The 13,816-nt window shown below is 71.7% G+C and carries 6 protein-coding genes and 1 pseudogene; 1 reads left to right on the forward strand and 6 read right to left on the reverse strand.

Features of this window, described 5'->3' with window-relative positions; genetic code table 11:
- Window positions 1–25: 25 nt before the first annotated feature.
- The 4 genes from OG306_RS39385 to OG306_RS39400 all read right to left on the reverse strand — a co-directional run bounded on the left by OG306_RS39385 (window position 26) and on the right by OG306_RS39400 (window position 11,665).
- Window positions 26–8,428, reverse strand: coding sequence for a type I polyketide synthase (locus tag OG306_RS39385; protein ID WP_371666177.1), 8,403 nt, complete (start codon window positions 8,426–8,428; stop codon window positions 26–28).
- A 468-nt stretch (window positions 8,429–8,896) separates the two neighbouring features.
- Window positions 8,897–9,811, reverse strand: coding sequence for a trypsin-like peptidase domain-containing protein (locus tag OG306_RS39390; protein WP_266751432.1), 915 nt, complete (start codon window positions 9,809–9,811; stop codon window positions 8,897–8,899).
- A 1,039-nt stretch (window positions 9,812–10,850) separates the two neighbouring features.
- Window positions 10,851–11,411 (reverse strand): cysteine hydrolase family protein, encoded by a 561-nt coding sequence (locus tag OG306_RS39395; RefSeq protein WP_266751434.1) that lies wholly within the window; start codon window positions 11,409–11,411, stop codon window positions 10,851–10,853.
- Window positions 11,408–11,665, reverse strand: coding sequence for a hypothetical protein (locus OG306_RS39400; protein ID WP_371666178.1), 258 nt, complete (start codon window positions 11,663–11,665; stop codon window positions 11,408–11,410). The genes OG306_RS39395 and OG306_RS39400 overlap by 4 nt, the downstream gene beginning before the upstream one ends.
- Here OG306_RS39400 and OG306_RS39405 point away from each other — a divergent pair.
- Window positions 11,664–11,843, forward strand: a pseudogene (locus OG306_RS39405) (helix-turn-helix domain-containing protein); the annotation flags it as partial. The gene OG306_RS39400 and the pseudogene OG306_RS39405 overlap by 2 nt on opposite strands.
- 73 nt (window positions 11,844–11,916) lie before the next feature.
- Here the strand turns inward: OG306_RS39405 and OG306_RS39410 are convergent.
- Window positions 11,917–13,098 carry a GDSL-type esterase/lipase family protein gene (locus OG306_RS39410; RefSeq protein ID WP_266751439.1) on the reverse strand — a complete coding sequence of 394 codons (1,182 nt, stop codon included), beginning with the start codon at window positions 13,096–13,098 and terminating at the stop codon, window positions 11,917–11,919.
- Window positions 13,099–13,154: 56 nt separating this feature from the next.
- Window positions 13,155–13,736 carry a TetR/AcrR family transcriptional regulator gene (locus OG306_RS39415; protein ID WP_266751440.1) on the reverse strand — a complete coding sequence of 194 codons (582 nt, stop codon included), beginning with the start codon at window positions 13,734–13,736 and terminating at the stop codon, window positions 13,155–13,157.
- Window positions 13,737–13,816: the final 80 nt, after the last annotated feature.

Raw genomic sequence — 13,816 nt, forward strand, 5'->3', positions numbered from 1 at the left:
CACCCGCGCCTCTCTCAGGACGTCCTCAGAACCGGCTGCCGAGCCACTGGTGAATGGCGAGTGCGGTGGTACGGGCGTGTTCCTCCAGCATGGTGAAGTGGTCCCCCGGCACAGTGACCTCGGCGTGCGGCCGGGTCCAGTCCGGAGCGGGGTCGGTGCCGGGCAGTGGATCCCGGGCTCGTACGTACAGGGTGGGACAGGCGAGCTGCGCGGGTTTCCAGCCACGGAAGAGCTCGAAGTATCCGGCCATGGCAGTGAGCCGATCGGGACTGGCAGAGGCGAACTCCGCCGCCCGGCGCAGCATGTCCGACGTCATCGTGGAGAGCGTCTGCCCCTGGTCACCGTGAACGGGGGGATAGGTGTCCACCAGGACGACGGCCACCGGGGCGGCACCCTCGAACTCCAGACGCTCGGCCACAGCATGGGCCACCCAGCCACCGGCCGACCGTCCCAGCAGCACCAGGGGGCCTTCGACCGCGGCTGCGCGGACGGCAGAGGCCTGGGCGGTGACGAGAGCGTCCAGTGTGGCGGGGAGAGCCTCTCGGGGCTCGAACCCCGGGTGCCGCACCGCGGAAACAGGCCGCAGCCCTCGCAGCCCGGCACCGAGGCGCGCGTACTCCTGCGGTCCGGACAGCGCGCTGAGCGCGGGGAGGCAGACCAGCCGGGGCCCCGTACCGCCCCCCGCGAGCACGACGGGTTCGTGCGTCGCACCGGGCGCCCCGGTCCGGTCGAAGACCGGGCGGAGGCGCGCGGCGATGGTGAGGAGCACCATGCCGTCCCAGCTCCGGCCCCGGGCGCATGCGGTACGGAAGAGCGCGCCCAGGGAGTCCGGAGATTCCCCGGCACGCGGTGCCTCGGCGACCTGCACCCGGGCGTCCGGCGGACCGTCCGCCCCCGGACCGCTTCCTGGGCCGTCGTCCGCCGGCCGGTCGGGGGAGTCCGGAGAGCCGGCGGCATCAGGCCGTGCCCGGCCGTCGGACGCGGTACCCGCAGAAGGCAGCTCGGCGGCATACCGTCGCGTCAGCTCGACGGCGAGCGCGCGCGGCGTCGGGAAGTCGAACAGCAGCGTGGACGGCAGTGCCAGCCCTGTCCACGCCGCGAGCTCGTTACGCAGATCGACCGCGGCCAGGGAATCCAGCCCCAGGTCCGCCAGCAGGGCGTCCCCGTCGATCTCGTTCGCCTCCTCCCGATGGCCCAGGACGCGGGCCGCCAGAGTCCGGACCTTTGTGAGCAGCACCCCGCCCATCTCGCCGGGGGAAGCAGCCGCCGGCGACCGGCCGAGTCGGTCCCCGCCCCCGTCGACCGCGTCGTCCCCGTCGGCAGCAGGGGTTCGGACCCGGTTCGCCACCGTGCCACTGCCGCGGAGAGCGGCCGGGGCGAGGCGGGCCGCCACCACCACGGGTTCGTCACCGGCCACGGCCGCGTCGAAGAGAGCCAGGCCCTCTTCCGGCCCGAGCGGGCCGAACCCGGAACGGGCCATCCGCCGCAGATCCGCGTCGCCGAGGTGCGCCATCATGCCGTCGTTCTGCTGCCAGGGGCCCCAGACGATCGACGTACCGGGCAGTCCGAGCCGCCCGCGGTGCCGCGCCAGGGCATCCAGCACACAGTTGGCCGCGGCGTAGTTGGCCTGGCCCGCGGAGCCGAAGGTACCCGCCACCGAGGAGAACAGCGCGAACACGGCCAGGTCGTGACCCCAGGTCAGTTCGTGCAGGGCGAGAGCGGCGTCCGCCTTGGGGCGCATCACCCGCCTCACCCGGTCGGTGGTGAGCGCCGCGACGACGCCGTCGTCCAATACCCCCGCAGCGTGCACGACGCCGGTCAATGGGCGGTCCGCCGGTACCGCGTCGAGCAGGGCCGCGAGCGCGGTCCGGTCCGCGACATCACAGGCGTGAACGGTCACCTGGGCGCCCGCCTCACACAACTCCGCGACGAGTTCCCGCGCCCCCGGAGCGTCCGGCCCGCGTCGGCCGGCGAGCAGCAGATGCCGAACGCCGTGCGCGGTGACCAGGTGCCGCGCCATCAGCATCCCCAGGGAACCGGTGCCGCCCGTGACCAGGACGGTGCCCTCCGGGTCGAACGTCCGCCTCTTCTGCGGCTTCGGCGCCGACTCGGCCAGTGGCACCAGCTTCGGCACGTACACCGTCCCCCGGCGTACGGCTGCTTCCGGCACCGGGGCTGCCAGCAAATCGGGCAGGGCACTCCAGGAGTCGGGGTGCTCGTCCACGTCGATCAGGGCGAAGCGGCCCGGATTCTCCCGCAGGGCCGAGCGGACCAGTCCCCACACCGGCGTGTGCAACGGTACGGACGCCGTCCCGCCGGACCGGCCGTCACTCCCGCGACCGGCACCATCCGCAGGGAATCCGTCATCGGCCGGAGCGACGGCACCGGACGTCACGAGGACGAGACACGAGTGGGACAGGTGCGACTCGGCGAGCCACTCCTGCACGAGCCTCAGCGCCCGGTCCGCTGCCCGCAGCAACCCGGCAGCCTGTTCCTCCTGCCCACCGCCGGTCGTGTCCGGTGGAGGGCACGGTGCCACGACGACGGCTGACGACGCGTCGCACGCCGCCGGGCCGGGGTACACCGGGACGCCGGAACCCGGCGGCGCGAGAGCGTCCACCAGCCGTGTGCCCGCCGCGCCCAGAACCCCCCAGCGGGGCATTCCCACGGGTGCGGACGGCTCGGCCGGCGTCACCCAGGCCGTCCGGTGGAGAGCCCCGGTGACTGTGTTCGCCGTCGTCGATCCGGTACGCGGAAGATGCCGGAGCGCCAGCGAACGGACCGTCGCCACCGGTGAGCCCGTCTCGTCGGCCAGCTCCACTCCGGCCTGACCGTCCGGCCCGGGGGCCACCCGTACCCGCAAGCGCTGCACACCAGTGGTGTGCACGCGCACCCCGCTGAAGGAGAACGGCAGGGACAGCCCGCCGGCCGCCGGACCGGCTGCCTCGGAACCGTCCGCGGCAAGGCCGTCCAGGGCCAGGGCGTGCAGCGCCGCGTCGAGCAGTGCGGGATGCAGGACGAACTCCGGGCCGCCCGCCTCCCGGCGCGGAGTCCGGGCCGCTTCGGGCAGTGCGACGTCCGCGTACAACTCCTTCCCATGCCGCCAAACGGCGCGCATCCCCCGGAAAGCGGGGCCGTAACACAGCCCGTCGGCGGCCAGTTGCTCATACGGTCCGGTCCCCGGACCGTCGACATGCAGTGGCATCGCCGCCTCCGGCGGCCAGGACGCGTCCGGCCGGGGCACGCCGCCGGCCTCGCCTGCGGCCGCTCCCCGGTCCGCAGGCGGCTGCGCCGGCGAAAGAGTGCCGACGGCATTCCGGAGCCAGGGCTCATCACCCGCCGGAGTATGCGGCCGGGAGTGGAAGAGCACAGCCCGCCGCCCCGCGTCGTCCGCCCCCGCCACTCTCACCTGCAAGGCGACAGCACCGCCCGAGGGCAGCGGCAGCGGCGCGGTCAGAACGAGCTCGTCCAGGACGGCCGCTCCCGCCAACTCGCCCGCATGGAGAGCCATTTCGACGAAAGCAGTCGCGGGCAGCAAGATCTTCCCAGCCACCACGTGGTCGGCAAGCCACGGCTGGTCCTGCACCGACAGCGACCCGCTCAGCAGCAGCCCGTCGTCGTCGGCCGTGCGGGTGCCCGACCGCAGGAACGGATGGGCGGGCCCGGCCGTCGGGGACACGGGCGGATGCTCCGGGACGGTCTCCAGCCAGTACCGGCGGCGCTGGAAGGCGTACGTGGGCAGTGCGACGCGCCGCCCGCCCCACCTGGCGAAGACAGCCCGCCAGTCGACGGGAACGCCATGGGCATGCAGCGCGGCCAGCGTGTCGAGCAAAGCATCCGCCTCCGGCCGGGACCCGCGCAGAGTCGGCAGAACCATCGGTACCGGTCCCCGCTCGCCGCCGCCCGCTTCGCCCGTGTCCGAGCCGGCCGGGACCGGCCCGGACACGGCAAGGCAATCACGTACCAGGCCAGTGAGCACCCCGTCCGGCCCCAGTTCGACGTAGTGCGCCGCGCCTTGCTCGCCCAGGTACGCCACCGAATCGGCGAAGCGGACCGGACGGCGGACATGGTCCACCCAGAACTCCGGCGTGCACACCTCCTCGGCGGTGGCCGCCCGGCCCGGCACAGCGGTGATCAGAGGCAGCCGCGGCGCGGTGAAGGACAGACTCCGGACCACGTCCGCGAACTCGGCCAGCACGGGCTCCATCCGAGCGGAATGGAAGGCATGACCGACCCGCAGCGGAGTCACCGAACGGCCCCGCTCCCGGAAGTACGCGGCCACCTCCCGCACCGCCGGCTCGTCGCCGGAGACAACCACCGAGGCAGGCCCGTTGACCGCGGCGATCTCCACCGCAGCCCCGGTCCCGGAGAGGTGGGCAGCCACGTCGTCCGCGCCGGCGGACACGGCCGCCATCGCGCCGCCCGGAGGCAGCGCGTCCATCAGCCGGCCCCGGGCCGCGACCAACCGGCACGCGTCCGCGAGGGACAACACCCCGGCGACATGCGCCGCCGCCACCTCGCCGACCGAGTGCCCGGCCACCAGGGCGGGGCGTACCCCCCACGCCTCGAACTGCCGGAACAACGCCGTTTCCAGAGCGAAGAGCGCCGGCTGCGCGAACCGGGTCGTATCCAGCAAAGCGCCCGTCTCCGTACCGGGCCCGGCGAACATGACGTCCCGCAGCGGCACCGGCAGCAGGGGGTCGAGCAGGGCACAGCATTCGTCCAGCGCACCGGCGAAGGCCGGATGCAGATCCCGCGACTCGTACAGTTCGCGGCCCATGCCGACACGTTGACTGCCCTGACCGGTGAAGAGAAAGGCCGACGAGCCGTGATGACGGGACGTGCCCGTGTGCACTCCGGACCGGCCGCCGCCCTCCGCCACAGCCCGCAGGGAGCCGAGCAGCTCGGCACGGTCCCGGGTCACCACCACGGCCCGGTGCTCCAGGGCCGCACGCGTGGTGGCGAGCGAGTACCCGATGTCCACCAGGGAGGTGTCAGGAGCGGCGGCCACATGGTCGTACAGCCGTCGCGCCTGGGCCCGCAGCCCCGGCACGCTCCTCGCCGACACGGGAAAGGCCACCGCGGTCCGCCCAGGACGCGTCGCACACTCCGGCTCCACCCCGGGCCCGACAGGGCCCTCCGCCGCCCCGCCGTCCGCCGGGGCGCCCAGCGATGCGGCCTCCCCGCCACCCGGAGCCTCTTCGAGCACCACATGTGCGTTGGTGCCACTGATCCCGAACGACGACACCCCCGCCCGGCGCGGACGATCCGTCACGGGCCACCCCACCGCCCGGGTCAGCAGCGCGATTCGCCCCGACGACCAGTCGACCCGGGGCGTCGGCTCGTCGGCGTGCAACGTACGCGGCAGCACACCATGCCGCATCGCCTGCACCATTTTGATCACACCGGCCACTCCGGCAGCGGCCTGGGTATGACCGATGTTCGACTTCACCGAGCCCAACCGGAGGGGACGCTGCCGCTCCTGCCGCCCGTACGTCGCGAAGAAGGCCTCCGCCTCGATGACGTCGCCCAGCCGGGTGCCGGTGCCGTGTGCCTCCACGGCGTCGATGTCCCCGGGAGTCAGCTCCGCGTCCGTGAGCGCCTGCCGGATCACCCGCTGCTGCGCCGGTCCGTGCGGTGCGGTCAGCCCGTTGCTCGCCCCGTCCTGGTTCACCGCCGAGCCGCGCACCACGGCCAGTACCGGAAGCCCGGCGCGGCGCGCTTCCGACAACCGGCTCAGCAGCAGCATGCCGGCACCCTCGGCCCACCCCGTGCCGTCGGCGGACGCACCGAACGCCTTGCAGCGGCCGTCCGGCGCCAGCGCCCGCTGACGACTGAACTCCACGAACGACGTGGGCCCCGACATCACCGTGGCGCCGCCGGCCAACGCGAAAGCACACTCGCCCCGGCGCAGCGCCTGGGCAGCCAGGTGCAGGGCCACCAGGGACGAGGAACACGCCGTGTCCACGGTGAGGGCCGGGCCTTCGAGGCCGAAGGCGTACGCGATACGGCCCGAGGCGACGCTTCCGGCGTTGCCGAGGCCGAGGTACCCCTCGACATGCTCGGGCGTCCTTGCCAGGCCGCGCGCGTAGTCGCTGTACATCAGCCCGACGTACACCCCGGTCGCCGAGCCGCGCAGAGTGCCGGGGACGAGACCGGCGTACTCGAAGGCCTCCCACGCCACTTCGAGCAGCAGCCGGTGCTGCGGGTCCATGGCCAACGCCTCGCGGGGCGAGATCCCGAAGAAGGCGGGGTCGAAGCGGTCCGCACCGGAGAGGAAACCCCCCTCGCGCACATACGTCCGTCCGGACCGCCCGGGGTCCGGGTCGTACAGCGCCTGGACGTCCCAGCCCCGGTCGGTGGGGAAGGGGCCGATGGCATCCTTCCCGTCGGCCACCAGCCGCCACAGCTCCTCGGGAGAGGTCACCTTTCCGGGATAGCGGCAGGCCATGCCCACGATCACCACGGGATCGTCGTCATACCGGGCCGCGCTCCGGTCCACGGGCCCGGCGCCGGCCGGCGCGGCGGCGTTCCGTTCCCCGAGGTGGGCGGCGAGCGCCGCGGCCGTGGGGAAGTCGAAGGCGACGGCCTCGGAGAGCGGCAGACCGGTCACCGCCGACAAGCGCTCCCGCAGCACCGTCGCCGTCAGGGAGTCCATGCCCAGGTCCCGCAGCGCCGTGCTCGGCTCCACCGCCTCGGCCGTACAGCCGAGCACGGCCGCCACCTCGCCCCGCACCAGGGCCAGCAGGTCCTTTGACGGCTTCCCGGCGGCCTTTGCACCCAGCGCCCGGACCGGCAGGCCGGCGAGGTCCCGCCGCAGGGTCTTCCCGGTGGCGGTACGGGGAATGCCCTCCACCTCGAACAGCTCGACGGGCACCTTGAAGCCGGACAGTTCCGCACGGCAGGCGGCGAGGATGCGCCCCCGGTCCAGTACGCCGCCGGGCTCGGCAACCAGATAGCCGGCCGGTACCTCGCCGAAGACGGGGTGCGGACGTCCGGCCACGGCGGCGTCCGCCACCCCAGGCAACCGCCGCAGCACCGCCTCCACTTCCGAAGGATGGATGTTCACCCCGCCCCGGATGATCAGATCACTCGCCCGGCCGGTGATCGCCAGTCCACCGAAGGCATCGATCTCGGCCAGGTCACCCGTGCGGAACCAGCCGTCGCGCAGGACCGCCGCGGTGGCCTCCGGCCTGCCGTGATAACCGGCCATCACCCCCGGTCCGCCGACCCACAGCTCGCCCTCTCCCGTGTCCCGGCCGTCGGGCCCTCCGCCGACCCGGACCCGGACGCCGGGCAGTACCCGGCCGCAAGCCCCGGACGCCGTCGCCTCGCCCGGCGCCGGCATGGTGACCGGGCCCGCCTCCGTGCTGCCGTAGTGCTCCAGATAGGGCACACCGCAGATCGCCTCGAAGGACTCGTGGAACCCGGGCCCCGCCGCCGCGCCACCACTGACACAACCCCGCAGCGCGGGGCCGCCGAGACCGCTGCAGTCCTCACCGTTCTCCTCGCCCCGGACCGCGTCGAGCAGCGCCGAATACGTGGTCGGAACCCCGCCGAGCAGGGTGAACGAGGCGTCCGCACGGCGCAGTTCGCCGAGCACCCCCGCCACCGAGAACCGGGGCAGCAGCACCGCGCTCGCCCCCACCGCGGTCACCCCGAGGAAACACACAATCTGGCTCATCGCGTGATGGAGGGGCAACGGCCACAGCACACGGTCCCGTTCGGACAGGCCCAGGACACCGACAAGGCCCGTCGCGACCGGCGAGAGCCGGTTGCGCTGGGTGGACAGGACGCCCTTGGGCATACCGGAGGAGCCCGAGGTGTAGAGCAGCCAGGCCACTTCGTCCAGTGCGAGATCGTCCCGGGCCGGCGTCCGCGGCTCCGTGCCCGCCAACTCCTCGAACCGCAGAACCCCGCCCGCGACCCCGGCGGGCCGGCCCCCGGCTCCGCCGGTCCCGTCCGCCAGCTCCACGCAGTCCGCGCACGAAGGCGAGTTCCCGGCCCCGTCCTCGGCGCCGCCTTCGGCCACCACCACGGTCAACCCGGGGCGCAGCAACAGCGTTTGCCGCCGCGTCAGGCAAGCGTCGTCGGTGATGAGCAACCGTGCCCCGCTGTCGTCCAGCAGGCGGGTCAGCTCCTCCTCCGAGTTCCCGGGGTCCAGAGGCACGCCCACGCCGCTCGCCCGGGTGACGGCGAGCAGGCTCTCGACCGCCTCGACCCGGTTGCCGAGCAGTACGGCCACCCGGTCACCGCGCGCCACGCCGAGGCCGGCCAGGTGACCTGCCAGCCGTGCGGTCCTGCGTTCCAGCTCCCGGTAGGCCACACGCCTGAGCCGGTCCTCGAAGCAGATCTTGTCCCCGATGCGCCGGGCGTGGTGCCCGAGCAGTTCCGGAAGTGGTTTGACGATGTCGGCGTGCCTACCCACCGCATGACCTCCTTGAGACGACCCGCCGTTGAGGACGACGGCACGGTGCACCAGGTTGCCTCCCGGCGATGGGCCGACGCCGATGGGGTACGACTCACCTTCCATTTCCATGGACGCGGAGTGCCGCTGGACCAGGTGGAGAGCGACGAGGACTTCGAACGGTTCGTGTTTCCCGTGCCGGGCGGGCAGCGGCCCGCACTTGATGAGCCAGGCCCGCCCGGCGAGCTGCGTACCACGTATACCCGCGAACAGGGCGGTCGCGTGCCGTGTTCAGCTCTGCGGGCTCAGTGCCGCCAGGGCCGGCCGGAACAGCCGGTCCGCCCGGACGGCGGGGTCCGGGGGCTCCCGACTCGCCGTACCAGACGAGGTCCGGTGGCATCCGAATGGTGCCGCGCGGGCGGGCTGGGAGACGAGGGGCCCCGGAGTGCCGAGGTGTGGACGAGCCCCCTTGCCCCCTCAAGCATCAACTCAGCGAGCCGATACTGCTGTCGGCTTCGGAAGCGTGCAGCCCGTGGCCGACAGGTTGAGCTTGTTGCCCGTCGTGAAGCAGGCGGGGATGCCGTATGTCTCCTGGGCGTATCCGATCCCCTTGCGGACGGTGACGGTCCCCTGCTCGTTTACCTCGCAGGGATTGTCGAGGGTGCAGCTTTCACCGCTCTCGTTGATGGTGTTGTTGATCGCCGTGACCTGCCCGGTCGTCGTGTCGATGACCGGGGAGCCCGAGGTGCCCCCGATGACCTGGCACTCCGGGGTGTAGCGGACGGCGTCCTTCCATGTCCATTGGCTCTCCTTCAGGCGGTACGCGAATCCGTCGACGGAGCAGGAGTAGACCCGCTTCCAGTAGCCGGAGACCACGTCGATCGCGTGCCCCTGCACCGGGTGGGTCGCGGAGAGCGTCAGCGGCGCGATTCCCGTGGACTGCTGTATCTGGGCGTAGGTCTTGGTCAGTTGGTAGAGCGTGACGTCCGTGTCGGTCATCGTTGCGTAGACGACTTTGTTCGCCTTGAGTGTTCCGGCGGTGCCGGCCGAGGTGTTGAGCAGCGTGAAGCTGCGGGTGGAGGACTGGTTGGTGACGACCTGACCCGCGCTCGGGAAGCCAGTTTCGAGGCAGTGGCCGTTCGTCATGACCAGCCCCGGGTCCGTCGCCTGTGAGTTCGGCATGCGGACCAGGGAGCCTGAGCAGTTGCTGAGCGCCACGGTGCCGGCGAAGGAGGCGGCTGTCACCGAGGCGGGCGTACTGTCAGGGTGCACCGCGGACGTCGCGGCAGTGGGGGTCGCCCCGCTCGCGCGGTCGGGTGCTGCGGCTGCCGTGCCCGTGGTGCCTACCAGGGCGGCGGCACCGAGGGCCACGGCGGTGAGGGTGGCGAGGAGAGGCTTGCGCATAGTGATGGTCGGTCCTCTCGGTTCGGCCCGGGAGCCCGGTGGCCTCCGGGCGGCGAAGGGTGACCACATTGTCGGCGTACAGCCAAGTTCCCTGCTACCCCGCCACTCCGTCCTGGCTCTTTCCGCTCCCTTGACGGCCACCGCACCGGGACTGATTTCCTTGGCCATGGGCACACAAAGGCCGACCGTTCCGGCGCCTTGAGCTCGTCACACGGTCATGTCGAGGTGCGCTGGTGAGGTGTGACCGGTGTGACGATTCCGCCGTTTGCGGGTTGTGGAGAACCGGCCATGGATCGTGGATGACGAGTTCTGGGAGCTGATCGAGCCTCTGCTGCGGCCCTGGCCCGAGAGGCGTCCGGCCCGAAGGCTGTGCTCGATCGGCTGTGTCCGCAGGGCATCCTGTGCGTGCTCTCCACCGACATCAGCCGGCAACTGCAGCCGCTGGAGCAGGGGTTCCCCTCGGGCAGACCTGCTGGCGCGGACTGGACCGGTGGCACGAGGCCGACGTCATCGCCCACCCGCACCGCTTCCTGCTCGCCGGGCTTCACGCGGCGTCCGCTCCGGTGCATGGATCAAGATCAGGCACGTCCGCACCGCCGACGTGATCGTCGGCGGGCGGGTGCCCGGCTCGCCGGTCTGCCCGACCCGCTCCTGGTGGGGGAGTGGCACGAGGCCAGTTGGCGGTGAAGGCGGTCCCGAAGCGCCACGGCCTGAAGGCCGATGGGGTCGTCGGTCCCGGGCAGTGGTGTCGGTCCGGCCGACGAACATCAACGGGGCAGCGACGCCCGGGCACGCGGCTCAGTCCGGCGGACAAGCTCGTCCTGGAGGGCAGAGACATCGGGGCACCAGCCAGCCGGCTCGCACGCCGTGACGATCGCCCGTTCGGCGGCACCGCTGCCCCTCCCGGTTCTCGAAGGCGGCATTGCTGCCTACAAGGATTCTCACGTGCCGTGACGGAGCGTCATGGCAAGGTCATGCCCGAACCAGCAGCGATGCGCCGACGTGCGCCACCACACATCAGTCTCTCCCTGGTCGGCCGCTAACGGGGTGTGGTGGCATTGAGCCAGTCGTCGACGGTGACGACGTCCGCCCACTGCGGGAACAGCTTCTCGGTGAGGAACCGGTGAACCTCGGCATCGGTGTCCAGGCAGGCGTCGGCGAGGACGGTGAGATCGAAGTCCAGGTCGTTGGCCTGGCACAGGGTGTGCAGCACCACGGCACTGGTGGCGATGCCGGTGAGGACGAGGCTGTCGACGCCGTGCGCCCTGAGCACCACGTCGAGGTCGCTGCCCGAGAACGCGCTCGCCCGTCTCTTGGTGACCACCACCTCGCCCGGCCGGGGCGCGACATCGGGGTGGATTTCGGTTCCGGGGTCGCCCTCGATGTGGAGCCCGGCTCGCGCGACGGCGGTGAGTGCCCTGTTGTGCGGGCCGACTTCCGGAAAGCCCCGGCGTAGTGCGATGACCACGTAGATGACAGGAATGTCTGCCGCCCGGGCACCGTCGATCGCCCTGCGCAGGCGCGGCAGGTATCCGGAGCCGTCGTCGGCAATGTCCACGACGGCTCGCTGGACGTCCATCACGAGAAGGGCGCTGCTCATACGGTCTCCAGGAACGACGTCGGTTCGGCGATGAAGCGGGCCGGGTTCTCCATGTTCGGGTAGTGCACGGCCGCCGGCACCGTGGCAGTGTGCCCGCCGGGGACGAGCTTCGCCAGGCGGCCTGCCACGGAGTCCTCGCAGAAATAGGCGAGGTTGGACTGCACCTGGGGATCGGGGTCGGGGGCGTGCGAGAGGCGGTCCAGGACGCTTGAGTTCCAGCGGTTGTCGCAACACCCCAGCTCAAGAGGTGTCATGGAGTTCGAGATCCGTAGGGACCGAACGAAGCCGCAGGGCCGGAAGAAGCTGATCCGAGAACGGGCCGCATACTTCCAGTTCATGCAGCAGGGCTACAGCAACAAGGAAGCCTGCCGGATCGTCGGCATCGATGTGAGAACCGGCAAGAAGTGGCGCAACGGGGACCGCTCACGCGGCCAGGGCCGCAGACCACACGGCACTCTGAATGCCTGCGGGGCGCGCTGGCGTGTCCCTCCTGTCCGACAGCCGGTCAGTGGTTTTCCGTGGTGAAAGGGCCGCGGTCGAAGGCGAGGTGGGCGAAGCGTTCGCCGATGCGCTGGTGGGTGGCGGGGTCCGGGTGCAGAGCATCGGGCAGCGGCAGTTCGGCGTGGTCGGCCTCGCCGTAGAGGTCGAGGCCGTGGAGGTAGTGCAGGTTCGGGTCGGTGGCGGCACGCTGCTGGACGATGCGGGCCAGCTCGTCCCGGATCACGGTGAGGGTCAGTTTCCCGGTGGCGCTCTGCGCGGGATCGCCGGTGGCCACGAACCGCAGCCGCCCCTCGCTCATGGCGCTGAGGTCCGGGGCGCTGGGCCCGGGCGTGTCCTCGTGGATGGCGCAGTAGATGGGCGAGACGACCAGCAGCGGGGTGGTGGGGTGCCCGTCGCGGATGGTGTCGAGGAAACCGTGGACGGCCGGGCCGAACGCGCGCAGCCGCATCAGGTCGGCGTTGACGATGTTGATGCCGATCTTGATGCTGATCAGGTCGGCGGGCGTGTCGCGCATGGTGCGGGCGGTGAACGGGTCGAGCAGGGCGCTGCCGCCGAATCCCATGTTGACCAGCTCTACCTTGCCCAGAGCGGCGGCCAGGGCGGGCCAGATCCCGGTTGGGGTGGCAGCGTTGGAGCCGTGGCTGATCGAACTGCCGTGGTGCAGCCAGATCTTGCGGCCGCTGGGCGGTGGTGTGTGGACGGGGGCGTTGGTGCGCAGGGTGGCCAGCTGGGTGGTCTCGTCGTGCGGCAGCCATATCTCGACGTCCTTCTCGTCGTCCGGCAGGTCCGTGAAGCGCAGGGTCTCCACCGGCCCGGGACGGGTTTGTGCGGTCCCGGAGGCCATGTCGATGGTGAGAGTGTCGCCCTCGGTCGCGCTGGCCCGGCCCGCGAGCCGCCCGTCGACGAGGAGCTCGTACACCCCGTCGGGGCGCGGCGGCGCTCCGACGTAGACCCGTTTGGTGGCCACGACGTCCAGTTCGACGGCGGTGGCCCGGGTACGGAAGGCCAGTCGGACTCCGGAGGGCTGTGACTCCGCCATGGCCAGCTGGCCGTCGGGAATCTGCTGCCGGGCGCGCGCGGGCAACCGGTGAGGCAGTACGCCGCGTTCGGTGCGCTCCACGTCGAGGGCGCCGCGCAGGAGGCTGGCGGTGATGGGAGTGGTGGTCCAGTCGTGCTCGGTGTTCATCTCGTCGGTCTCTTCGATCAGGAGGGTCGGTTGGCAGAGGCGGCTGGAAGGGTTGGTCAGGAGGTGGTGGGCCAGGTGCGCAGCAGGGCGTCGAGCGCGTTGAGGATCTCGGTCCAGCTCTCCTGCGAATCAGGGGTGCTGTGGCTGAAGCCGCCGGCGGTCTCCAGGCCGACGTAGCCGCTGAAGACGCTGCCTAGCAGCCGTACCGCGTGCGTCTGGTGCGGTTCGGCCAGGTTGTATCCGCGCAGGATCGCCCGCGTCATCCGGGCGTGCCGAACGCCGGCGCTGGCGGCCGCCGTCTGCGGGTCGAGCCGGAACTGGGCTGCGGCGAAGCGCCCCGGGTGCTTGAGGGCGTAGTCGCGGTAGACGTTCGCGAAAGCGGTCAGAGCGTCCTTGCCGGCCCGTCCGGCCACCGCGGTGGAGACCTGGTCGGCGAGTTCCTCCAGGGCGAGCAGAGCGATCTTGGTCTTGAGGTCGTGGGCGTTCTTCACGTGCGAGTACAGGCTCGCGGTCCTGACACCGAACCGCCGGGCGAGTTCCGCGGGGGTCGCCTGCTCGAAGCCGATCTCGTCGGCCAGCTCTGCCCCCGCCCGGACCAGGCGCTCCGTGGTCAGTCCTACCCGTGCGGCCCGTGCCATGCTCATCCTCCGAATTGCTTTCCATCCCTGACATCGATGATTATGCATTTGCCTAAGTGGATTAGGCAAATTAGCGTGTC

This window comes from Streptomyces sp. NBC_01241, assembly GCF_041435435.1.
Taxonomy (GTDB): domain Bacteria; phylum Actinomycetota; class Actinomycetes; order Streptomycetales; family Streptomycetaceae; genus Streptomyces.

Excerpts from the sequence above, each read along its gene's own strand:
- OG306_RS39395 (WP_266751434.1), bottom strand. The coding sequence starts at position 11,411 with ATGAGCAGCGCCCTTCTCGTGATGGACGTCCAGCGAGCCGTCGTGGAC.
- OG306_RS39415 (WP_266751440.1), bottom strand. The coding sequence starts at position 13,736 with ATGGCACGGGCCGCACGGGTAGGACTGACCACGGAGCGCCTGGTCCGG.
- OG306_RS39400 (WP_371666178.1), bottom strand. The coding sequence starts at position 11,665 with ATGACACCTCTTGAGCTGGGGTGTTGCGACAACCGCTGGAACTCAAGC.
- OG306_RS39390 (WP_266751432.1), bottom strand. The coding sequence starts at position 9,811 with ATGCGCAAGCCTCTCCTCGCCACCCTCACCGCCGTGGCCCTCGGTGCC.
- OG306_RS39410 (WP_266751439.1), bottom strand. The coding sequence starts at position 13,098 with ATGAACACCGAGCACGACTGGACCACCACTCCCATCACCGCCAGCCTC.